This window comes from Legionella pelazae (assembly GCF_052527395.1).
This window is the reverse complement of sequence record NZ_JBNVZS010000013.1, coordinates 65,064-88,943: the sequence shown is the minus strand read 5'-3', so window position 1 is coordinate 88,943 and position 23,880 is coordinate 65,064. Positions and strand designations below refer to the sequence as shown.

Here is a 23,880-nt window from a genome sequence, read left to right as displayed (position 1 = left end):
GTTTCAGTCATAAGGCGTGTAGCATATTCATAATTTGTTGGGCTGCACTTCGTTTAGTCCAACCTACCCCACAAGATAAAGCAGATTTTATTCTATAAAAATTTATTTTTTGATAATTAGACGATTATTTTGCTGAGATAAGTTAAATTGGGATAATACATTCATGCCTAGTAAGACCATATTATCGTCACTTCCAGGCATAATCACTGCTTTCACATTATATAACTTAAAATTAGCAAAGGTGAGCTTTTTAATGCGTGTTAATGAGCCTTTGATATTGCCATTTGCTGTTTGTAATAAGATAGGGTAGCCACCTTTTAAACTAAGGCGATTGGCAAGTGACTTAGGAATTGCAACTAAGGTTGCACCTGTATCTATGATAAATTTAACGTTTTCATCATTAATCGTTCCTTCTATACGGTAATGTCCGCTCTTATCAGGCTTGATCGTTAACGTGCCATTTTGAATCTGATAAGTACTTTTATTTGATGAATCAGAATAATGGAAGAAAACAAATAATAGAAAGAAGAAAAAGACCCACGCTATAATAAACATGATACGCCCACTATAGGCGTATTGATTATTATCCACCCGTTATCCTTATTTACGATGCTCTAAAATAAGTATACCATCGACTTCAACTTGTGCACCTTTGGGCAGTGCTGCAACCCCAATGGCTGCACGCGCTGGAAAAGGTTTACTAAAATATTGGGTCATTGCTTCATTGACTAAAGAAAAATGACTTAAATCTGTTAAGTACACATTAACCTTAACAAGATCTGCTAAACTGCCACCCGCAGCTTGACAAACAGCGGATAAGTTTTCAAAAACCTGTTTAATTTGCGCCCGTATATCATCACTGCATAATTCCATTGTTTCTGGATCTAGTGGAATTTGACCTGATAAATAAACAGTATTACCACAACGAACTGCTTGACTGTAAGTGCCAATGGCAGCAGGTGCTAATGTTGTATGAATAGGTTGCATAGTATTTATTCTCCCTGCCTTTTACGATAAAGACGCAAAACAACTTTGTTGGCACGTAAGCGGCGCATAACTCGAGCTAAGTGATTTCTATTACGAACGCTAATAGAAAAAGTCACCGCATTATGCCGCCCGTCACGCGGATCAACAGTAATGTTACCAATGTTTGCTTCAGCTTCTGAAATAGCTGTTGCCAGTGCTGCTAATACACCTCGTTGATTGGCTACATCCACTGTAATATCTACCCAGAATTCTCCTTGAACCTGTTCATCCCAACGTAGAGCGATAAACTGTTCGGGACTACGTACGTGCTTTATTTGTATACAATCACTGGCATGCACTAATATACCCCGACCTTGTTGAAAACGGCCAACAATTTTATCACCAGGAATAGGTTGACAACAATCAGCAAAATTAACAACCATCCCTTCGGTGCCTTTAATGGCTAAAGGCCCGCTTTTAGCAGCCTTATCAAGTTCTACGCTTTCTTGGCTAACCACTAAACGTTTAGCAATAACCATAGGCATTTGATGACCTACCCCAATAGCATAAAGCAGCTCATCGGCGGACTTATAATTTAAATCATGTAGTAAAGCTTGTAGCGTTTCTGGTGGCACTTTAGCGTAATCACTGGCTAGACTTGCTAATGCTTGCTCCAATAGACGTTTACCTAAATTGATTGATTCAGTATGCTGTTGGCTCTTTAAGAAATGGCGAATATTACTACGCGCTTTACCGGTAACCACAAAATTAAGCCAGGCAGGATTAGGGCGGGCACCTGGAGCTGTTATAATTTCTACTGTTTGGCCATTCGTGAGCGGCATACTTAATGGCACTAAGCGGCGATTAACCTTTGCAGCAACACAGCTATTACCTACGTCTGAATGCACGGTATAAGCAAAATCGACAGGTGTTGCCCCTTTTGGTAGTTCCATAATATGGCCTTTGGGCGTAAAAACATAAACTTCATCAGGGAACAAATCAATTTTAACATTTTCAATAAACTCAAGTGAGCTACCTGTACTGCGCTGCATCTCAAGAAGCCCCTGCACCCACTCACGGGCTCGCAACTGCGCTTCATTAACTTCTAGTCCACTGGATTTATAAATCCAATGAGCCGCCACGCCATTGTCTGCAACTTTATCCATTTCACGGGTGCGAATCTGTACCTCAAGAGGTACACCATAGGGTCCAAAAAGAGTCGTGTGCAAGGATTGATAACCATTGGCCTTAGGAATCCCAATATAATCTTTAAAGCGTTGGGGAACGGGTTTGTAAGTTCGATGAAGTGCACCTAAAACACGATAACAAGAATCAATATCTTCAGTAATCACGCGAAAAGCAAAAACGTCAGTAATTTCGGTAAAAGACGCTTTTTTCTGCTTCATCTTACGATAAATGCTGTATAAATGTTTTTGCCTACCAAACACATGCTCGTAAGGAATATTAAGCTGTTGTAGCGCATTTTCTAAATCATGTTCAATTTTTTGTGTTAATTCGCGTCGATTACCTCGCGACTTCTCTACAGCAGAGCGAATTGCACGATAACGCATAGGATAGAGTGCTTTAAATCCTAAATCCTCAAGGCCAGTATAGATGGCATGCATACCTAGCCTGTTAGCAATAGGCGCATAAATTTCTAATGTTTCAATGGCAATACGGCGGCGTTTTGCCGATGGCATAGCGCCTAGGGTGTGCATATTATGAAAACGGTCAGCTAATTTAACAATGATGACTCGGATGTCTTTCACCATGGCTAGAACCATTTTACGAAAGTTTTCAGCTTGCGCTTCGGCGCGCGATTCGAATTTAATTTTGGTTAGTTTCGTTACCCCATCGACTAAAGCCGTAACATCTTCACCAAATTGTTGGGTTAAATCTTCTTTACTAATGGAGGTATCTTCAACGACATCATGAAGTAAAGTCGCCATAATAGTTTGATAATCAAGACGCATTCTAGCTAAGATAAGGGCAGCAGCAACCGGGTGAGTAATATAATCCTCACCGGATCGACGCATTTGGCCTTGATGAGCTCTTTCAGCGACTAGATAAGCCTGATAGCATTTTTCAACTTGAGACTGTTCAAGATAGCTTTTAAGCTCTTTGTGTAAATCATCAAAATGACTCATGCAATACTCCATCAGCTTGGCTCATTAAGCATTTAGGAGTCCCTTTTAGATAAATATCTAATAACCAACCCATGTTAAACCTCATCATGCCAACTATTTAAATGATTAACTATTAAATAGCCTTGATCGTGGCGGAGGCATTCTTAAGCCATTATTTCAATAAAAATCTGGCGACGTTACATCCTTATAAGAGTTAATCCAACCGCACTCGGTGCCACCTTATATTAAGTTAACGTGGCTTTAGGATTATTTGCACTATTAATCTTTATCTAAAATATCTGCTTTAATTAATCCTTCAGCAATTTCACGCAGAGCAACTACCGTTGGTTTATCATTTTCCCACTCAACTAGAGGTTGTTCGCCACGCACAGCAATATCGCGTGCTCGTTTAGTTGCAACCATCACTAATTCAAAACGATTTTTAACGTGCTCTAAACAATCTTCTACTGTCACACGTGCCATAAATTAAGCCTCCACTATTTTCTTATAGGCTATTTTAAGAGAAAATGCCTAATTAACAGTAGCTTGGATAAGAATTTTATTTCATCCAATCCACATTTCAACATAATAACATTTTAGTAATTCTGTAGGTTGAATTCTAACTTGTTAACCCTAAATTAAATCAATCTATACAAAGGCTATGCAAGCAAATATAAGAAGTATTTATAGATTTTTACCTTAATTTACAAGCAACAAGTTTCCTACTGTAAATCTAAAGGATTCTCCATTAAAGCTCTAGATTAATTTTTAAACCCAATAGATTATTTTAACATAAATCAACATCTCGCATTTTTAGGAAATAACATTCAGGCGCTGTATAGATAATTCTCAGACCTAATTATGACAAACTGAGAGCCCACGCCAATCAACCGTAATCCTACATTATCCCGTAAATCTAGGCCATCACCACAAACCTATATCATCCCTGCAAATTCTGTGTCATCCCCGCGTAGGCGGGGATCTATTCATCAATTAGCGCCGAGGTTAATTTTACCATGGATTCCCGCCTACGCGGGAAAGACATTCATTAGCCACGCAACAATGCCGCGCGGGAATGACATTAATAATTCCATACAGAAATGACATCAACTCCATGCGACAATAACATTAATTCCACGCCACAATACCTTCCCACGAATCCTATGTCATCCCCGCGTAAGCGGGGATCCATTCATCAATCAGCACTGAGGTTAATTTTACCATGGATTCCCGCCTGCGCGGGAAAGACATTCATTAGCCACGCAACAATACTTAACGTTCGTTTAGCATCAGAAAAGAGCCTTAGTCTCTTTTTGGGCGAACTTACGTTATTTTACTGCGCTAAGATCAATAATGATAGCAATTTTCTAATTTTTTCTTCTTGCCGTACAAAACTTACACGATTAGCGACTACAATTGCTTGCAATTCAGCTGCTGCTTGGTCAAATTCATCATTAACGATGAGATAGTCAAACTCGCTATAATGGCTCATTTCCTCTCTAGCTTGCTGCATTCGGGTTTGAATAACTTCACTATTATCTTGCTGTCTAGCTTCTAGACGTTGCTCTAAAATTTCTAAGGAAGGTGGAATAATAAACACACTTACAGCTTGCGGAAATAGCTTTTTAATTTGCTGTGCACCTTGCCAATCAATATCAAGCACAACATCAATGCCTTTTTTAAGCCGTGCTGCAATCTGCTCAACAGAAGTTCCATAATAATGATTAAAGACTTGCGCATATTCAATAAAGGCATTCTTATTAATCATATCAACAAACTCAGTATCATTAATAAAAAAATAATCAACGCCCTCTTGCTCTCGTGGCCTTGGCTTGCGTGTAGTATGAGAAATAGACACAACAATATTCGGTAGATGCGTTATTAAATGCTTGACCAAACTTGTCTTTCCACCTCCAGATGGAGCTGCCACAATAAACACATTTCCGGTAAATGAGTCAACCATGTTTTACTCGATATTTTGAATTTGTTCTCGCATCTGCTCAATTAATACTTTCATCTCTACAGCACTTTTTGTCAAATTAATAGTGTCTGACTTTGCACTTAATGTATTGGCCTCGCGATTTAACTCTTGCATTAAAAAATCTAAACGACGTCCTAGCGCTTCCTTTTTATTTAAAACGCTTCCTACTTCCTGACAATGTAATGCTAGCCGATCGAGCTCTTCACTGACATCTAGCTTCGTTAGAATAATAGCCAGCTCTTGCTCAATTCGTGAGGTTTCAACTTCTAACTGTAATGAATGAAGTCTGGTTAGTAATTTATCGCGAGCTTGCTGGGAATTTTCTTTAGCAAATGCCTTTGCTCTTTTAACTTCTTCTTGCAAACGAGCTAAGCGATCTTTTATATGCTGATTGAGTGTCGTTCCTTCTTGTGCCCTTTGTTGTTGTAATTTAGCTAGGCTGTCATGAAATAATTGCAATACAATTTCTTTAAATTGTTCAACATTAAGCTCTGATGCTTGAATAACCCCAGGCCAAGTTAAGAATGTTGAAAGCGTAAGATCATTAGGAAGGGTTTTAGCAGCTTCTAAGTTTTGGGTAATATTAATTAGTTTAGTTAATAGGTTTTCATTAACGATTAAAGCTGGCTCTGCGAGAGCTGAATTGGTCATTTTTAATTGACACTCTAATTTACCTCGGCTTATATAGTCTCGAATAATGATTCTGAGCTCCGCTTCTAAAAAACGCCAAGCTTCAGGAAGGCGAAATGAAACATCGAGGTAGCGATGATTAACGGACTTTATTTCCCAACAAAATCCTATCTCATCAAGCTGAGTCTGAGTCCTGGCAAATGCCGTCATGCTATGAGTCATAATCGATAGTCGTTTGTTTAAGGTTGGGTGACTATAACCGAATTTATTGCAAATGCAAGTTAAAGGTCAATTTTTATACATGATGCACGTTTGAGATTTAGACGTTATACTTCCCTTTCTCTTTTTCAGTGAGGAATAACAATGCGTCCCAGCAATCGTGAACCAAATCAACTTCGTCCAATTAAAATAACTCGTCAATATACTAATCATGCCGAAGGCTCGGTCCTAGTCGAGTTTGGCGAGACTCGGGTTTTATGCAATGCATCCGTTATTGAAGGTGTCCCTCGGTTTTTAAAGGGAAAAAACCAAGGTTGGATTACCGCTGAATATGGTATGTTGCCACGTGCAACTCACAGTCGTTGCGACAGAGAAGCAAGCAAAGGTAAGCAAGGTGGCAGAACCTTAGAAATTCAACGCTTAATTGGTCGATCAGTTCGTGCTTGTATTGATTTAAAGACGATTGGTGAAAACACTATTATGATAGATTGTGATGTTATTCAAGCCGATGGAGGCACTCGCACTGCAGCTATTACCGGTGCTTGTGTAGCCATGAAAGACGCTCTTGACTGGATGGTTAATCGTGAAAAATTACGTAAAGCACCTACTTTTAATTATGTGGCTGCTGTTTCAGTCGGGATTTACCGAGGCCAGCCAGTCCTTGATTTAGATTATGCTGAAGATGTTTTAGCCGAAACAGACATGAACGTAGTTATGAATGAAGCCGGTGAATTTATTGAATTACAAGGCACCGCAGAAGATAAGAGCTTTAGTCGTACCCAATTAAACATCTTATTGGATTTAGCTGAAAAAGGGGTTCGAGAGCTTATTGAAATACAGAAGGCAGCATAGATAGCTGTCGGGTCCAGGCCGATCTACGGTTACTTTTCAATCTATGTCGGCCTTATCCTGACCTATCACAGCGTCTCAATATAACGTAGCAACTGTTGGACTTTGCCCCAAAAATCCTTAAGCCCCATTATTTAATCCTTTATTGAACTAATTAATACTTCGCAGAAGTCTATTATTCCTTTAGAATAAAGATAAAGACGCTCAAGCAAAGATCGCTTTGAACTACTTAACGCACTATCAAGCGAGGAGACACAGGACAAGGATTAGGTGACAAGCAGAATTTTATTATTCTTCTAACGGCTAAAACAGGCACTTGATAGAAACTTAATGAATATAGGATTACTACATAAGCCATATCGCAACCAGATAAGGAAAATTATCACAACCTACCCTCAAATTGCTGGTGATAACCCCCTATTTGATCTTTGTATCGCACTAATTAATACTTCGCATCAATTTAACATTACTTTAGAAAGGCTTACAGGGGAGCTCATGGGTATTGTTACGGAGCAAGGACGGAAAACTTCATCTAATGGTAAACAAGTTGGATTAGCACTAGTCAAGCAAGCTACTTTAGAATGGCTTAAAGATGAAGATAGCCAGGCAAAGATACCTATTGAATTAGTTAATACCTTATTAAACACAAGGAGCGTAGAACAAGAATTCAGCAACACGCAGAATTTAATGATTCAACTAGAACGGATAAAAAAAGCCACTATAGAAAATCAGGTCTTACTCAGTCATATTTATAAAACAACTCAGATACTGGTAAGTATTTTAGATAGTTATCTAATAGATAGAAAGAAACTTGTTCAGAATAATAAGGTTAGAGAGTATAAAAATACATACCTTCCTTTTTTTCAAAGGAGCTATCAACAAAAAGAAGAAGCGATTGAAGCGCTAAAAGAAGCACTCGCAGGAAATCCCATTGATCTTAAAAAGTACTTATCAATCTTAGACAACAGCAATTTAGGTAAAGAACTGAAAAAATTTGTTAAAAGCGGTCAGGCAGATGTACTAGTTAATGAAGAAGTCCATAGCCTAACTGATTTTATAAAAGCACTTGATGCTCAAGTAAATTTTAAAACAACTCTGACTCTTAAAACTTAAGTGAATATCTCTCTAAACCTCTAACTTGTTAGTCAGTAGATTCTTTAACAAATTAGTCGTTTATTAACCCCTATTTATTCATACTATTTACAAACAGGGCCCTACAGAAAACCTAGATAATATAAAGCCGTATGTGAGTTCGTGTTAATCAGTGACTGTCAAAAATAAGAGAATATGTTATTGAGCTAGGAGTAATCTATCTTTGTAGGCCATCTCATTATAAATCTTATTCAATTTTTCACATTGTACTTGCTTGGTTTTAAAAATGCAGATGATTTACATCAAGATTTTAACTCTAAATTTGTTATTAATATAATCTTAATAATTAAATGATACACTTATAGATTAACTAATATAAATTAAGATTATATTTTATACTTTATGTATAAAAATGATAGACAAGTGGTTCATCTCTGCCTATGGAAAATATATTTATTGACTTCTTTAAACCGATTGGCAAAAGAGGCTTTACTCTTGAAAAGGCTAATGATTTCTTATGGGGTTCTGCTTCTAAGCTTAGTAGTACGGAATTTGCCAGACAGTTAATTTTATTTTTGCGAACAGCTGATCCACAGGCCTTAAGCAACTTAAACACTCTCCATACAGTAATAAATTTCTTTATACATGGTTATATTCAGGATAGGCTAAAAAAAGAGACTTTAAATTCTGTTTCGCCTAGTCTATCTGTTTTGCTTAGTCTAAATGATAAAATTCAAATCTTACAAAAGGTGGTTCAAAAAGATACTTTTGCAGAAGTTCAACGGATTATATTCAACCATGGATCAAATAAAGCATATGAGAATTTTTTTAAGCGCGAGCTTCCAGACATATTAGCTAAAGGTGGCGGATTAGACGAAATGAAAGTGGGACTTATCGATTTTCAAAGTAAAATGAATAAAGATCCAGCAGAGATTAAGATGAGTAATAATTCAATAGGGAAAGGAAGCGCTGTTATTAGACGATTAGAAGAGATGATTGATCGTCTTGAGAGAACCAACATCTTTGCAAGAGCATTTTCAGCACTAACAGGTCGAGCTGAATTAACAGCTAGAAAAATTAATGCCCTAACAATACTTCGAGACCAATTAAAGGAACGAGAAGATAAGCTTAACAATGACTCTGAATATTTAAAAAATCAATTTGAAAAACGTGTAAATTATAGTCCAGTAAATCAATCTCTGGTCGAGCCAATGTCCTTAAAAAACCTATTACAAAAACAACGATATAGTTTTTTTGAGAAAAAAACAAAATCGTTGGAAGAGATTGATAGTATTGAAGAAATAATTAATAAAAAAAGCTTACATTAAGATTCAATAACTACTTAAATATAAGTAAAGCCTAGCTTAATAACCTTTGATTGCCTATATGTCCTCGTTGAAAGCTTATTTAGTAATAGATAAGTTATCTTAAAAACAAAGAGTTCGTTATCCCTCCACAGATTGCTATGAGCTTAATTAAACAGTGCCTTATTTATAGCCACGTCTTGTGCAGTACTTTTAGCAATTACTTTATTTTGAACAAGTTGGGTTAAATGCTGATCTAAGGTTTGCATGCCTTGTGATTGGCCTGTTTGAATGGATGAATACATTTGAGCAACTTTATCTTCGCGTATTAAATTACGTATGGCAGAATTACAAATCATAATTTCTAAGGCTGCCACTCGGCCACCACCATATCGTTTAAGCAACCCTTGTGCGACCACGGCTTGTAGAGATTCTGAAAGCATTGAGCGTACCATTGCTTTTTCTTCCCCTGGAAACACATCTATAATCCGATTTATGGTTTTAGTAGCGGAATTGGTGTGCAGTGTACCAAACACTAAGTGCCCTGTTTCTGCTGCCGTTAACGCAAGGCGAATCGTTTCTAAATCTCTGAGCTCTCCTACTAAAATGATATCTGGGTCTTCACGAAGTGCCGAGCGAAGAGCGGTACTAAAACTCTCCGTATTCCTATGCACTTCACGTTGATTGACAAGGCATTTTTTACTTTCGTGTAAAAATTCAACGGGATCTTCAATGGTTAATATATGCTCATATCGATTAGAGTTAATAAAGTCAATGATGGCAGCCAGGGTGGTACTTTTACCGGAGCCAGTTGGGCCGGTAATTAAAACAAGTCCTTGTGGATAAGAAGCAATTTCCTTGAAAATATCAGGAAGCCCTAATTCTTCAATACCAAGAATGCTACTAGGAATCGTTCTAAATACAGCACCAGCACCACGCACTTGATTAAACGCATTAACCCTAAAACGAGCAAGATTAGGAATTTCAAAAGAAAAGTCGGTTTCCAGATGTTCTTCAAAATCCTTACGCTGCTTATCATTCATAATATCATAAATAATTCTAATAACCTCTTTGTGCTCTAAAGGCGGTATATTAATGCGCCGTAAATCACCATCTACACGAATTAAAGGGGGAAGCCCTGCGGATAGATGTAAGTCTGATGATTTATTTTTCACTGAAAAGGCCAATAACTCAGTAATATTCATAGAAAATCCATTTCAAATTTCAGCTAAGTTATAAGTAAGTATATGATACAATTCCTTAACTTTAGAAGTTGTTAATTAATTGCTTCATTTTCGCACTTAAGAATAAAAAATATTGCTTCCCAGGCAGCATACATCTTTGTAAACTGCACATTTCGCTTAAACCTCAGGCTGATACAGTAAGATACTAAAGTTAAGTTATGAGCATTGCAGAAAATATACAATATATCAAACACGTAATTGAGACGACATTGCAAGATTCTCATAAGCCACTAAATAGTGTTGCCATTCTTGCGGTGAGTAAAGGCCAATCAGTCGAGGCAATTAGAGAAGCTTATAGGGCAGGCCTGCATGATTTTGGTGAAAATTATTGGCAAGAAGCTCATGCTAAAAAGTTACAGTTAAAAAATTTGCCTATTAACTGGCATTTCATTGGTGGCATTCAAAGCAATAAAACAAAAGAAATTGCAGAAAATTTTAATTGGGTACATAGTGTTGATCGGAAAAAAATTGCGAGACTTCTCTCACTACATCGACCTAAGCATTTGCCAGCTTTAAATATATGCATTCAAATTAACTTAGATCATGAAGAGACTAAAGCAGGTCTACTCCCGTATGAATTGCCATCATTAATAAAATATATTAATCAATTACCTAGACTACGTTTACGGGGCCTTATGGCAATTCCAAAGCCTCGCTTAACTGAAGAAGAGCAGTATGCTAGTTTGCAGCGTTTGGCCGTTTTACTAAACCAAGCTAATCAACAATTAAATTTAGAAATGGATACCTTATCAATGGGTATGAGTGATGATTTAAAAGCAGCTATACGAGCAGGCAGTACCCTTGTTCGCATTGGCAGAGCTATTTTTGGTGAGCGCAATAAAGTATGAAAATTTGTTTTATTGGATATGGTAATTTGGCAAAAGCATTAATTTCAGGCTTAAGCCAAAATAAAAATTTGGAGTTGTTTGCAACGTCCCCTTCTTTACCTATTGGAGTTAATGAAATTGGTGTTAAAACCCATTCTTCTAATACTGCTTTTATCGCTATTGCCGATGTCATTATACTTGCAGTTAAGCCAGCCCAAATCACTTCTGTTCTAACAGAAATTGGTAAATATCTTTCGCAAAATAGCCTTCTTATTTCGCTTGCTGCGGGCATAAATTTAAATAAGTTAGCCTCCTTTTGTAAAGGTAAACAAGCCATCGTTCGCTGTATGCCAAATACACCTATTGCAGTAGGCAAGGGCGCTAGTGCCTTTATTGCTAATAATTACGTTCATGCCAAACAGAAGGCTCTTGTTGAAAGTTTATTTAAGCCCTTAAGTGTTACCGCATGGCTTAATAATGAAGATGAAATAAATGCGATTACTGCATTATCAGGTAGTGGGCCTGCTTACGTGTTTTTATTTCTAGAAGCACTTATTGCTGCTGGTGAAAAATTAGGGTTGTCGCGCCCAATAGCTCATTCATTTGCCAAACAGACTGCTATAGGCACGTTAAGTTTAATAGAAAATAGCGCTTTGTCTTTGCAACAATTACGCCAAACAGTAACCTCTAAGGGTGGAACTACAGCTGCAGCACTTGCGGTTTTAGAACAGCATGATTTTTCAGAAGTCATTTTTCAAGCATTAAAAGCAGCTTATAATAGAGCACAAGAAATGGAGGAAGCGCCATAAATTGGTAAATTTTTTAATTTTGAACTGCTAGACAGGCGGGAATCCAGGTGAGATTAACTTCTGTGCTAATTGATAAATAGTCCCCGCCTTCGCGAGGATGACATAGAATTTGCGAGGATGACATAGGATTTTCGGGGGATGACATAGGATTATTGTGCAGCATTGTTGCGTAGATAATGAATGTCTTTCCTGCGTAGGCGGGAATCCATGTGAAAATTAACCTCCGTGCTAATTGATGAATAGATCCCCGCCTTCGTGGCGATGACATAGAAAAAAAGGAGAAATTTCCTTAACCTGACGGTTATGGGAATCTCTATTAACTCATCATATTAAAGTGAGAACGTTATGGCTGGACTAATTGCGGTAAGTTACTTTTTGATTAGCATATTTTTTAATTTAATTATTTTTATTTTTTGGTTACGCATTTTATTGCGTTACTATCGTGTTAGCCCATTGCATCCTATGGGCCAAGTAATTTATCGTTTAACTGATCGTATTGTGCTTCCCGTAGAATCGATAATTTTTCGTAACAAACGCCATCCACAACGTTTTGATGCGGTTAGCTTTGCTTACATTATTGTAATTGAGATAGTCAAATTTATATTACTAAGTCTAATTGCTTATCAAATACTATTACCTATTACTTATTTATTATTGTTTGTGGTGGCAGACTTAATAATTCAATTAGGTAATTTGCTATTTTATGCACTACTATTGCGAGTCATTATGAGTTGGGTTAATCCTCAATGGCAAATGCATCCTGCTGCCATGATTCTTAATTTAATTACTGATCCATTAATTAGCATTGGCCATAAAATCGTACCTAATATTTCAGGTTTTGATTTTTCACCTTTTATCATGATGGTTATTATTAAAGTTATTACCCTTTTTATTAGTGCATCCCTACCCATTTACCTTTAATAACAGGTTAAAAGGTCACAAACGCACTATAATTGAAGGAAAATAGAGAATATGAGGGCAGTGTTATGTACATACGATTTGGGTTGTTAGTAGTTTTTCTTTTTCCTTTCTTAGCATTCAGCCAGCAATCTGTATATTGCCCACAAAATCATGGGTTTATTAATATCGGCATGACTCAAGCTCAAGTTATGGCAGCATGTGGCCAGCCGCTAAGTAAACAGCAATCTAATCATCCCTTTACACAAAAGGTTCCTGTACAACAACTCATTTATAATAATGAAGGCGACAGAACTGCTTTTTATGGTGTTTGGGCTCTACCTATTGGCAATACTAATTATGGTGGTGCACAACCTTTTGGTGGTAATAGTGGTGGTGGCGCGCAATTGCAAGTTAATATTATGAATAACAAAGTCAGTTCGATAACACTTAACGGCTCAAGCACGAACGCTTTTAGTATTTGCGGTGGCCGAAGTGTCGAAGTAGGCGATCCAGTTAGTATAGTTTATAATGCTTGTGGCACCCCTTCTTTAGTTAACCACACCTATATAAACCAGGCAGTTCCAAGCTCAACAAAACCTGAAATCTGGGTCTATCAGGCTGATCAATATCAAAAGCCCATGAGCTTGACATTTGTTGATGGGAAATTACAATCCATCGATTAATTTTAACTAAGGATATTAATGAGCGAAACAATAGATGATTTAACTATCTCTTTTTCAGAAGATGGCACTGAAACAGTTCGTGAATTAGATAAATATGTATTATCCAAAGGCGCCTGGACAACCATTTTATATCGCTATCAGGAATGGGATAGGACAAAACAAGGATATGGTCCTGTAAAGTATTCCATTAGGCGTTATCAAAAGCGCAACAATCAATACTGGATGAAATCTAAATTTAATATTTCTAGCGATGAGCAAGCCCATAAGATTATTGAAGTGCTAAGTAATTGGCTTAAGCAAGAAGAAAATACTGAGGGTAAGTAAGATTAATTAATATAGCCAAGTGGTAAGTTGCTTTTAGTAGTTTCTCTAAATTTTACATACCTTAAGAATTCAATGATGAATACTAAGTTTAAATTGGTATTCATCACTTCATTAAGAAACAGCCTGCGTTTTCCGGTTCTCTTTTTTTCTCTCCTACTTCTTGAGAACTACCCGCAGTCATTGTACCCACCTTTTCAACCTGTTTTGAATTGAAAAATAAACCTGCTTTATTCAGTGTAAAAGAAGGATTAGAGCCTGCACAATTTTGTTCTAGAGTTTCTAATACTTTTTCTATCTTATATTCATTATGTCTGAGTTTTAAAACAGGCTGGCCCGAAAGTAAAAAAACCCAGGGATTAAACTCAGCCCTCATGACCATACGCCCATATATATCAGGAACTAAAGAACATATGACATGCCCGCTGCTTCGACTTATCCCACCTGGATTGGCTTCAATAAGCGTATCCTTAAAAAATGGCTGACTTGATAGTTGTTCAGCAATACCCTTTTCGATCCCAGCCCGACAACACTCTAATGATAGGACTTGTGGCGCTTCTATAAGACCTGCTTGTTTTAACCTTTGCACACATTGTTCCGCGTTTTCGCCTTGAATATAATAGCCTGTATCGTTTAAATCTTCATCTTCATCTAAATCTATACCTGCTAATTTTGGTGGCGTTGAGTGACCCACGATCGTTAAATGATCCTCTCGCTTAACTTTATGTAATTCATTCCCCTCTAATATGATATAACCATATTTTCTGGCATTCTCCATCTGTCCGGCAACGATATGAACTGAGGTTTCTAAAAAGTAATGGGGGTGATACCACATATATTGCTTCATAAGGCTGACTCATAAGCTCTGTTAACATATAGTTATTATAATGAGCTAGACTTAAATAAATATTAATGTAGAACTAACTTAATTAATCCACTTGATGACATTCTTTAATTTATCCAATCATTGACTGCGATTCCAAAACCAGAGCCTGTGTTTTTATGATTATATTCAATTAAGCTTTGTGCATAACCATTGAAAAACTGGCCGTATAAAGAAATGGATTTTAAAATAGGTAAACAACCAAATTTGTTTTGTTATGAATCTTTTTACTTTTAATAAGGTGCAATAGAGAATAAATTACTTAACACTTTAAACTTATAAAGCCTAATTTTAAGCCAAGATAAATTAATTTTAACTTTCCCTCTTATAGCGTCGCCCACTAAGTTTTAGACAAGGCGCAAGTGAAGCGAGGCGAAGGAGTGTACAATTAAGTACATGACTGAGCCGAGCAAGCTTGCAACGAAGTATAAAGCTTAGTGGGTGGCGCTATATTTTTGAATATCCATTTAAAGTAACTTATAATCTTTCCTTCACAAAAGGAGGCACTTAATTGAAAGGTCGCGTGATTAGCTTAATATTCTTTTTAAGTGTATTAATAACGTTTGCTTATTATTTCTTTCCTAATCACAAGGCCTCACAAGTAAATCATAAGATTCAGCCAATCTTTGTTGAAACATCACCCTTAAAGGAAGCCTTGTTTGCTAATGAATTTGAAACGATCGGCAGTTTAAGTAGTCTAGATAATATTCAAATTAGTTCCGAGCTAGCAGGACAGATTGCTCGTATTTATTTTAAGCCAGGGACTCTAGTGCAAAAAGGAACTTTATTAATTCAATTAGATGATACAATCTTAAAAAGTGAATTAGCGAGTGCTAAAGCTAATTTACTATTAAGTGAATCAATTTACCAACGCAACCAAGAACTTGCCAAACGAAAGCTTGCTTCAGAGCAAGCGCTAGAGACAGCTTTCGCTGATTTAAAAGAAAAACAAAACACTGTTAAAGTCAAAGAAGCACAATTACTTAAATTAAGTCTGCGAGCTCCCTTTACAGGCACTTTAGGCTCAAGAAAAGTGAGTGTTGGACAATATGTTAAAGTTGGCCAACCTTTAGTTAGCTTAATTGCCAATCAAAAACTTAAAGTCGAATATACTTTGCCTGAACACTTAATTTCCCATATTAAAAAAGATCAAAAAGTACAAGTCATTTCTGACGCCTATCCTCGTCAAGTTTATCAAGGCGTTGTTGATTATATTGCGCCAAACGTTGATAAGGAAACACGAACAATTGCCGTTGAAGCTTTAATTGATAATAAGCAAAATTTATTATCACCTGGCCTCTTTGTGCGGGTTAAGCATCAAATTGGTGAGCCTATAAAACGCTTCTTAATACCTGAAGAAAGTGTTATTCCAACAATTAGCGGCCAGAAAGTTTTTATTTTAAATAATGGCAGAGCTATCGCTAAACAAATTAAAGTGGGTTCTCATTATGGCGCCATGATTGAAGTTCGGCGTGGTCTAAAGCCAACGGATATTGTCATTATACGAGGACAACATAAGTTAAAAGAAGGTGCTACTGTTCTTGCTAAAAATGAAGGGAAACTTGAGTGAATTTGTCAGAATTTTGCATAAGGCGGCCAGTTTTTACGATTGTTTTATTAACCATGTTAATTATTACAGGCCTAATTTATTTTCAAAAATTACCCATACGTCACCTTCCTAATATTGATAAACTCACTATAACCATTACAACTAATTTCGACGGTGCAAGCCCCGACCTAATAGAAAAAGAAATCACCATTCCTATTGAAAATAACTTAGCTAGTATTCCTGGTGTTGATAGTATCCGCTCTGTTAGTTTGCTAAGTAGAAGCCGTATTAATATTGAGTTTCAGTTAGGTGTAGATATTAATGAAGCAATCAATGATATTCGTAACAAAATGTCTGCTTTGCAGAATAAGTTACCCGTAGGTAGTCAAGCGCCTACTGTAACTAAAAATGATGCTGATGCAACACCACTTATGATTATCGGCTTTCATGATAAAGAAAAAAATGCGCTAGAGATCACTGATTATTTAGAGCGCCATGTAAAATCTGCCCTGCAAGAAATTCAAGGCGTTGGCGAAGTTATCTTTCATGGTGGTCGTAATTATGCGGTAAAAATAGAACTTGATCCGGTAAAAATGGCAGCTCGGCAGATCACTGTTGCCCAAATAAAAAAGGCTCTAAATCAACAAAATATTGATATACCCAGTGGTCAGATCAAAAGCAAAAACCGATATTATACAGTCGTTACCCATGCCAAACTAAAAACTGCTCAAAATTTTGGTGAATTAATTATCGCTGAACGGGAGCATAACTTCACTCGTCTTTTAGATATTGCTAAAATTTCTGTTGGCAGCCAAAACAATGATAATTTATTACGTATTAATGGCAAGCCGGCTGTAGGGCTTGCTATTTTAGCCCAATCAACTGCAAATCCCTTAGAAGTTGCTCAGGCATTAAAAAAATCATTAAAGGAGCTCGAAATTTCTTTTCCGCCTACCTTAAAGGCTAATATTGTTTTCGATACCACGCAATTCATTCAACAATCCATTAACAAAGTTTATCATACATTTTTTGAAGCAGCCTTGTTTGTCGGTTTAGTCGTTTTCTTATTTCTTGGTAATGTTAGAGCTGCTCTAATTCCTATTATCACCATTCCCATTTGCTTAATTAGCGCCTTTTGGCCTATGGCATGGTTTGGCTTTGAATTAAATACCTTAACATTACTAGCTATGGTTTTAGCCATTGGACTTGTAGTTGATGATGCTATTGTTGTTGTAGAAAATTGCCATCGTCACTTAAAGTCAGGTTTATCCCCTTTTGGCGCTGCTATTAAAGGCAGTAAAGAAATTGTCTTTGCTATTATCGCTATGACTATTACCTTAGCAGCTGTTTATGCGCCTAGTGGTTTTGTTAGCGGCTTTACAGGAAAATTATTTTTTCAATTTGGAGCAACGTTAGCTATCTGTGTGATTTTATCAGGGCTTATTGCGCTAACGTTATCCCCTATGATGTGTTCACAGTTAATGCAACATCAGGAAAATTATTATAGCCGATGGCTAAATACCTTATTTACAACAGTAAGTAAACGCTATATTTCTAGCTTAGAAAAAATAATTAATAAGCCTCATTTTTTGCTTATAAGTGTTTTTTTAAGTAGTTTACTTGGATTATTTTGCTACCATTACCTACCGGCTGAATTAGCGCCTATTGAGGATCAATCTTATATTATTGCACCTCTGTCTTCTCCAACCAATGCAAGCACAGCCTATACTAATCACTACACACGTGAATTAGAAGCAATTTATGAATCAATACCCGAAAGAACAGTCTACTTATCATCTATTAAGCCTGCCTCTGCTTTCACTTTATTACAGTTAACACCCTGGGATAAACGTAATCGCTCACAAAAAGACATCACAGAAGAACTTCAAGAGAAAATGCAACAGATTACCGGTGTTAATGTTTTTCCTATTAGCCCAAATCCTTTTGGACACCGTAGTGGCAGTAATAGTCAATTTAACGTTACTCTCCTTAGCAATACCACCTACTCACACTTAAATGAAATCAGTAATGACATTGTTAAATTATTAACTGAGTTACCAGAATTAAGACAAATTAAGAACAGCTTGGCCCTTGATAGTGAGCAAATTAACATTGAAATCGATCGGCAATTGGCTGCTGATCTAGATGTAAACCTTGCTGATATTGCAGAATTGTTATCGACGATGTTAGGTGGCAATAATGCAGCTAACTTTAATTACGATGGTCAGACACATCAGGTTATTTTACACTTAAAGCAAACAGATTTAAGTGATATTTCTATCATTAATAAACTTTATGTTCAAAGTGGGCGCGGTAAGATGATCCCACTTTCTAGTTTAGTAAAAATAAAAAACACTATCGGTCCCGATAGCCTTCCCCACTTAAATCGCTTCCGAGCAGCAAACATTAGCGCAGAATTAACGCCAAGTGCTCATTTACAACGAGTTATTAAAGCGGCTCAAAAAATACTACAAGAAAAATTACCTGAAGATATTCAATTTCGCTTTACAGGAAAAGTCAAAGATTATTTAGAATCAACTAATGATAGCTTATATGCTTTTTTATTAGCCTTACTATTTATTTACCTTGTTTTAGCTGCCCAATTTGAAAGCTTCACCGATCCTTTAATTGTTTTACTTAGTGTTCCTTTATGTTTGGTTGGCGCACTCTTTGCCCTTTACTTAACAAAACAAAGTTTATCTATTTACAGCCATATTGGCATCATTACCTTAATTGGCTTAGTAACCAAGCATGGTATTATGATTACTGAGTTCGCCAATCAACAAATGAGCCAAGGTATAGATAAGACAACAGCGCTTCTAAATAGTGCGCGCATTCGACTGCGTCCAATCTTAATGACAACTTTAGCTATGCTATTAGGCGCCCTTCCTTTAGCGCTAGCGACAGGTGCAGGCGCTGAAAGTAGAAAACAATTAGGAATTGTTATTCTAGGCGGTATGTTAATTGGAACACTATTTTCACTTTATGTTGTCCCTTATGCTTATTTAAAATTATCTAAACGTACCTCTAAAATAAAAGAACAACCTTTTAAAGCAAAGATTATTAAAAAAGTGACACCAGAAAAATCGATCTATTTGCAGTAAATCAGGTGGGTATTTAGAATCTTAGTGAACAGTCAGATTTGAGCTCTAAAGTCCCTTTATGACAATTTTTTAATAACCTAATGGCGTCAAACATAGGTTATGTAAATATTCGAAATTTGTTGGGCTGCACTTCGTCTAGCCCAACCTACCTTGCTTTTATGTTGACCTTCAGTTATTGATAACAGCCAATACCAGCTGCGCCAATAATATCGCATTGTCTAAAGCTTGAAGTATCTAAGCTAAATTCGGTTGCGCCATAATGTACGACAATTTCATTGTTTTTCTTTTCTAAATTAACTTGCTGATAATTTTCTCTACTTTGACAAGATGATTTAGTTAATTGCCAATGAACCAATGGCGTTTGCAATGTCGAATTAGCAGATTGATAACCATTTTGACAAGCCTTTAACGGTAAATCTTTACTAGAAGGCGCGGTAAAAATAATATCATAATTAGCTATAGCTGTTTTTACTGCATTGAAGGCATCTAATATACCATGACCACAAGGCTTAGTATCTACACAGGATTTATTAGCATCATTTGATTGGCCAAAACCATGTGTTGTGGCATAAAGAATTGTTTCTAACTTCTCAGGCGAAATATTATTATTAATAGAATAAATTAATCCTGCCACACCTGCAGCATGTGGGGCTGCCATACTTGTTCCTTGATAGAAATCAAAGCCAGAACCAAAATATCCACCGCCAGGGTTTACTGTGGATAAAATTCCTCCAGTAGTTTTTCCATAGCGAACATCGCCACCTGGTGCTGCGAAACTAATACCCGGACCATAGTTTGAATAATAAGCTCTTAGTCCCTCAGGCCCAACGGAGGCTACTTTAATCGCGCTATTACATACTGCAGGGGCATTGTAGTGCTCCCATTGATTATCGTTGCCTGCAGCCACTGTAAGCACTGCTCCTTTTTCTCGCGCAAAAGTTAATGCCTCTTGTAACGCTTCATCACAGTGATCAATTTCTTTACCAGGTCTCTCATCAACACCAAAACTCATATTTAAAACTTTTGCAGGATAAGGATTGCTAGGCGCGCCAGGAACATCACCACCTACTGCCCAATAAATAGCATTAATGACTTGGCTTTCATAAAACATGCCAGAACCATCAGGAATTTTTACAGGTAATATCTTTAGGTGTTCGCCAACCCCTAACATGACATTGCCTGAAGCAGCAATTGTCCCTGCCACATGTGTTCCATGATAGGATTGAGTTTCATCTGCTAAATTTTGATTATTACCAGCAAAATTCCAACCCCAAACTTTTCCCTTTTTATCTTTAATTAAACTTTTACTTAAGTGTGGATTGAGCGCTATTCCTGTATCTAAAACGGCAACAACAATAGGTGGTGTGGCGTTGCCGGTAGTCAAAGACCAAGCGCCGTCTCGAAGTCCTGCAGCTGATTCTAGCATGACCCCGCCTGGTGCTTTAAATTCGTCCCACTGTAATTCATGCGATAAGCTCTCTCCGACTTCAGGTGCTTTTATAACTGGAAGGGGTTTAAAATAGCCAATGCGATCTTTAACAGCATATAACACAGCAGGATTTCGCCGCAGCGTCATGATAAAGTCATCAATTGAATCAGCAGTTGTTAACGAAGCTACTGCATTACGTTTTATAGTGATTGTATAAGCACCGCCAGCAATAGGTGTTACCGAATTAATAGGCACATTAAGAAGTTTACTGGCTGATTCTTTTGTCGTGAAACGCACTGAATTTGGATTTTTATACTTAATAATTATTCTAACTTCTTCCTGGCCTGCGGCAGCTGCTTGCCCAATCGACAACAACGCTAATCCTATTAGTGTTTTTTTATAACTTATCATTTATCCTGCTCCTTAGTTGTTATCTTTGCTATCAATTGCTAACCAACAAATCCCAGTATGAAATAGAAAAGCAAAATCAACAAGTAACGTTCGTTTGACATAATGAGACGAGGTCTGTTGTGACACTAACGAATGTTTACTAATTAGGTTTTCATTTATGTACTAAACTTAGCGATAGGAAAACATCATTAATAAGGATAAGCTATGGTAAAATATAACGGCTCACACCATGTCGTACCTAGTGAAGATGGTGGCTGGCTTGTTAGACGGTCAGGCTCAAAACGAGCGTTTCGCCGCTTTGCTACCAAGAATGAAGCAGTCAAAGCAGCTAGAGAAATCAGTCGCAATCAAAATACTGAGCTTTTTATCCATAATAAAGAAGGAAAAATTGAATTAAAAGATAGCCACGGCCCTGATACTTTTCCCCCAAAAGGCTGATAATCTCTAGGCTTGGCTGATTAATCAATTTAGCAGCCAAGCGCCACTTAGTAGACCTTCTCCCTAACTTAATACAAAATTTAATCTAATATTAGACTTCTTCAGAAACTCGCTATAGAGAGTGCAGTGCGAGGAGACACGGCGCGCAGAACCGGAGTGTACACACGAGTACATGAGGATTCGAGCACCGTATCGACGAAGCAATGCGCCTCTGGAGTAGAGTTTCCGAAGAAGTCTATTAATTTCTAAAATTTTTGCTTCTCTTTTTTAGACTTTTATTGGTAAGGTTAGTCGTTAAGATTATAAAAGGACTAGCGAGGTGCAAAATGAAAAATTTATCAAAATTACAAACAAAAAATTTAATTAACTTTTTTGCTAGTCAGACACAAACCGATGTCTGGAGAAAAAACCAGTTTTATACGCTTGCTGATAATACTTCTATTTTATTTAACTATGATGTAGTTCGTCGCAAATGTAAAAATGGGCAAGACGTACGTTATGAATTTCTTAGTCCTCACTTCCCTAAATCAGGCAGCATGGGTAGTGTATTTGATATTCAAGCAACACTAGCCATTAAAAAAAATAAGATTCACTTTAAACAATACGGTTACAATGGAAAAAGTCGCGTTGTAAAAATACAGCATCACAGTTCCAAAAATCCAGCCCTCTCAGCTATGAAAGAATATCGACTAACACAACAAGCTAATCATTTTGCCATGAAGGAGCCAGTTTTTGATGGTAATACAAGCTACACCATTATGGATAAATTAAAAGGTTGTGAACTTTTCGATGTTATTGCTGATGATTTAGAAAAAAGACGTGTATTAACGTTAAATGAGAGGGTTGAACTAACTTATGCAGTTTTAAATGCGCTTAAATCACAAGTTACCGATAAAGGTATTATCCATCGAGACATTAAACCTGAAAATATTTTCGTTGATCTCAATCGACCAATTAAAGTAACTATTTTTGACTATGGTTTAAGTACATTCATTAACTACAAGGATAATAAACTTGTAGGTACGCCGGGTTATATACCTCCAGAGGTCTTTGAAAACGGTGAGCAAACTCCAGCTCTTGATATTTTTTCAATGGGCCAAGTGCTTGCTCTGCTATGGCATGCAAATACTGGCCTTTTTAGTGATACGCAGCTTAATCTCTATGAGATCTATGAACAGGCGAAACACGTTAGCCTCAGTGGTTTATGCCATGATATTCGTGGCTTAGATGGAAATGATAGACAAATTATTACTGACTTATTAACAAAAATGCTTCTAGCAGAAAGTCATAAACGTATTGAGATTAATGCAGCCATTGATAAATTTACTCCTCTTTACCATAAATATCTTATGCCATTAAGCTCAGAACAGCTTAACTTAAGAGCAAAGGTCAATTCAGCTAAAGAACAGCTTGGTAAAATCGGGCAACATCTTGATAAATTAGCCTTATATAGTCAAGAATTAATTTTAAGAGATAAACCTGAAGAGGCTATTAAGCTAAACACCTTAAACCAAAAAATTAAATTAAAATTAACTAAACTACAAGCAAGTGACTGTGATGCTTTCAATGATAAAGTAGATAATTATTTAAAAGAGATTTTAAGAAAAATAACGCATTATCAAATACGTTATTCCAATTACGAGGATATAATCCAGTCATTGTCTACCCTTTTTTCTATACTAAATGAAGTACATGCCCATTTTGCAAGGCCTGTTAATACAAATACTATGACAAATAATAAATCATTGTTTTTTAATAGAGCACATGCAACTTCTAGACGACTTAAGGAGGAATATTCACTGCCAGTGCAGATAGAGGTTGTTGGCTGTAAAGAACCTCATCAAATTGAGCATGTACCTAGTGCGCTAGGATCAATACCTTTAGCCGTTTTTTAGGTAATTAATTTATAGTTTTGTTGTTTAAGGTAAAATGAAATACTTTATTGTCCTGCTTAATCAGAAGCAGTTGATGCCCGTACTTGCTGAATTCTAGATCAATAAGCTCTAGTATTTCAGCAAGTGATTAATTTTCTTAATACCGTTAAGCAAGCTTAATTGCTTAATATTAAACGCCTAGACCCTACCTGTTTACAATAAAAGATGTAAATAGGTTCTT

At 36.8% G+C, this 23,880-nt stretch carries 22 protein-coding genes; 12 read left to right on the top strand and 10 right to left on the bottom strand.

Annotation, left to right across the window (positions count from 1 at the left end; all coding sequences use genetic code 11):
- Positions 1–102: 102 nt before the first annotated feature.
- From ACQUW5_RS12615 to ACQUW5_RS12590, 6 genes are all read right to left on the bottom strand, one after another.
- On the bottom strand, positions 103–591 hold the full coding sequence (locus ACQUW5_RS12615; RefSeq protein WP_444991615.1) for a retropepsin-like aspartic protease family protein: 489 nt from the start codon (positions 589–591) through the stop codon (positions 103–105).
- A 9-nt stretch (positions 592–600) separates the two neighbouring features.
- Positions 601–987, bottom strand: a complete 387-nt coding sequence (gene ridA / locus ACQUW5_RS12610; RefSeq protein WP_444991614.1) for a deaminase RidA — start codon at positions 985–987, stop codon at positions 601–603.
- A gap of 5 nt (positions 988–992) precedes the next feature.
- Positions 993–3,113, bottom strand: a complete 2,121-nt coding sequence (spoT, locus tag ACQUW5_RS12605; RefSeq protein WP_444991613.1) for a bifunctional GTP diphosphokinase/guanosine-3',5'-bis pyrophosphate 3'-pyrophosphohydrolase — start codon at positions 3,111–3,113, stop codon at positions 993–995.
- A gap of 258 nt (positions 3,114–3,371) precedes the next feature.
- On the bottom strand, positions 3,372–3,575 hold the full coding sequence (rpoZ, locus tag ACQUW5_RS12600; RefSeq protein WP_444991612.1) for a DNA-directed RNA polymerase subunit omega: 204 nt from the start codon (positions 3,573–3,575) through the stop codon (positions 3,372–3,374).
- An 850-nt stretch (positions 3,576–4,425) separates the two neighbouring features.
- Positions 4,426–5,055 carry a guanylate kinase gene (gene gmk, locus ACQUW5_RS12595; RefSeq protein WP_444991611.1) on the bottom strand — a complete coding sequence of 210 codons (630 nt, stop codon included), beginning with the start codon at positions 5,053–5,055 and terminating at the stop codon, positions 4,426–4,428.
- Positions 5,056–5,058: 3 nt separating this feature from the next.
- Positions 5,059–5,925 carry a YicC/YloC family endoribonuclease gene (locus ACQUW5_RS12590; RefSeq protein WP_444991610.1) on the bottom strand — a complete coding sequence of 289 codons (867 nt, stop codon included), beginning with the start codon at positions 5,923–5,925 and terminating at the stop codon, positions 5,059–5,061.
- Between the two features lie 141 nt (positions 5,926–6,066).
- Here ACQUW5_RS12590 and rph point away from each other — a divergent pair, with 141 nt between their 5' ends.
- The 3 genes from rph (at position 6,067) to ACQUW5_RS12575 (ending at position 9,191) form a co-directional block, all read left to right on the top strand.
- Positions 6,067–6,774, top strand: a complete 708-nt coding sequence (gene rph / locus ACQUW5_RS12585) for a ribonuclease PH (protein WP_444991609.1) — start codon at positions 6,067–6,069, stop codon at positions 6,772–6,774.
- 327 nt (positions 6,775–7,101) lie between these two features.
- Positions 7,102–7,884: a hypothetical protein gene (locus tag ACQUW5_RS12580; RefSeq protein WP_444991608.1), complete on the top strand. Its 783-nt coding sequence runs from the start codon at positions 7,102–7,104 to the stop codon at positions 7,882–7,884.
- Between the two features lie 419 nt (positions 7,885–8,303).
- A complete protein-coding gene (locus tag ACQUW5_RS12575) occupies positions 8,304–9,191 on the top strand; it encodes a hypothetical protein (protein WP_444991607.1) in 888 nt (295 codons plus the stop codon).
- 143 nt (positions 9,192–9,334) lie between these two features.
- On the opposite strand, the gene ACQUW5_RS12570 is transcribed toward ACQUW5_RS12575, so the two are convergent.
- The gene (locus tag ACQUW5_RS12570; protein ID WP_444991606.1) at positions 9,335–10,372 is read right to left on the bottom strand and encodes a type IV pilus twitching motility protein PilT; all 1,038 of its coding nucleotides are present in this window, start codon (positions 10,370–10,372) and stop codon (positions 9,335–9,337) included.
- 197 nt (positions 10,373–10,569) lie between these two features.
- Here ACQUW5_RS12570 and ACQUW5_RS12565 point away from each other — a divergent pair, with 197 nt between their 5' ends.
- The 5 genes from ACQUW5_RS12565 to ACQUW5_RS12545 all read left to right on the top strand — a co-directional run bounded on the left by ACQUW5_RS12565 (position 10,570) and on the right by ACQUW5_RS12545 (position 13,954).
- Positions 10,570–11,259, top strand: coding sequence for a YggS family pyridoxal phosphate-dependent enzyme (locus ACQUW5_RS12565; RefSeq protein WP_444991605.1), 690 nt, complete (start codon positions 10,570–10,572; stop codon positions 11,257–11,259).
- Positions 11,256–12,047 (top strand): pyrroline-5-carboxylate reductase, encoded by a 792-nt coding sequence (gene proC, locus ACQUW5_RS12560; RefSeq protein WP_444991604.1) that lies wholly within the window; start codon positions 11,256–11,258, stop codon positions 12,045–12,047. The genes ACQUW5_RS12565 and proC overlap by 4 nt, the downstream gene beginning before the upstream one ends.
- A 345-nt stretch (positions 12,048–12,392) precedes the next feature.
- Positions 12,393–12,968, top strand: a complete 576-nt coding sequence (locus ACQUW5_RS12555; RefSeq protein WP_444991603.1) for a YggT family protein — start codon at positions 12,393–12,395, stop codon at positions 12,966–12,968.
- A 65-nt stretch (positions 12,969–13,033) separates the two neighbouring features.
- The gene (locus ACQUW5_RS12550) at positions 13,034–13,630 is read left to right on the top strand and encodes a DUF2845 domain-containing protein (RefSeq protein WP_444991602.1); all 597 of its coding nucleotides are present in this window, start codon (positions 13,034–13,036) and stop codon (positions 13,628–13,630) included.
- An 18-nt stretch (positions 13,631–13,648) separates the two neighbouring features.
- Positions 13,649–13,954 carry a hypothetical protein gene (locus ACQUW5_RS12545; protein ID WP_444991601.1) on the top strand — a complete coding sequence of 102 codons (306 nt, stop codon included), beginning with the start codon at positions 13,649–13,651 and terminating at the stop codon, positions 13,952–13,954.
- 103 nt (positions 13,955–14,057) lie between these two features.
- Here ACQUW5_RS12545 and ACQUW5_RS12540 read toward each other — a convergent pair whose 3' ends face one another.
- Positions 14,058–14,798, bottom strand: coding sequence for a hypothetical protein (locus ACQUW5_RS12540; RefSeq protein ID WP_444991600.1), 741 nt, complete (start codon positions 14,796–14,798; stop codon positions 14,058–14,060).
- Positions 14,799–14,902: 104 nt separating this feature from the next.
- A complete protein-coding gene (locus tag ACQUW5_RS12535) occupies positions 14,903–15,025 on the bottom strand; it encodes a phospholipase A (RefSeq protein ID WP_444991616.1) in 123 nt (40 codons plus the stop codon).
- Positions 15,026–15,345: 320 nt separating this feature from the next.
- Here ACQUW5_RS12535 and ACQUW5_RS12530 point away from each other — a divergent pair, with 320 nt between their 5' ends.
- Both ACQUW5_RS12530 and ACQUW5_RS12525 read left to right on the top strand, forming a co-directional pair.
- A complete protein-coding gene (locus tag ACQUW5_RS12530) occupies positions 15,346–16,404 on the top strand; it encodes an efflux RND transporter periplasmic adaptor subunit (protein WP_444991599.1) in 1,059 nt (352 codons plus the stop codon).
- Entirely contained in the window at positions 16,401–19,487 is a 3,087-nt protein-coding gene (locus ACQUW5_RS12525; protein WP_444991598.1) for an efflux RND transporter permease subunit, read from the top strand. The genes ACQUW5_RS12530 and ACQUW5_RS12525 overlap by 4 nt, the downstream gene beginning before the upstream one ends.
- A gap of 172 nt (positions 19,488–19,659) precedes the next feature.
- On the opposite strand, the gene ACQUW5_RS12520 is transcribed toward ACQUW5_RS12525, so the two are convergent.
- The gene (locus ACQUW5_RS12520; protein ID WP_444991597.1) at positions 19,660–21,327 is read right to left on the bottom strand and encodes a S8 family serine peptidase; all 1,668 of its coding nucleotides are present in this window, start codon (positions 21,325–21,327) and stop codon (positions 19,660–19,662) included.
- A gap of 204 nt (positions 21,328–21,531) precedes the next feature.
- Here ACQUW5_RS12520 and ACQUW5_RS12515 point away from each other — a divergent pair, with 204 nt between their 5' ends.
- Together ACQUW5_RS12515 and ACQUW5_RS12510 are read left to right on the top strand one after the other, a co-directional pair.
- A complete protein-coding gene (locus ACQUW5_RS12515) occupies positions 21,532–21,765 on the top strand; it encodes a DUF2188 domain-containing protein (protein ID WP_444991596.1) in 234 nt (77 codons plus the stop codon).
- 326 nt (positions 21,766–22,091) lie between these two features.
- Complete coding sequence (locus tag ACQUW5_RS12510) at positions 22,092–23,660, top strand: protein kinase domain-containing protein (RefSeq protein ID WP_444991595.1); 1,569 nt, start codon at positions 22,092–22,094, stop codon at positions 23,658–23,660.
- Positions 23,661–23,880: the final 220 nt, after the last annotated feature.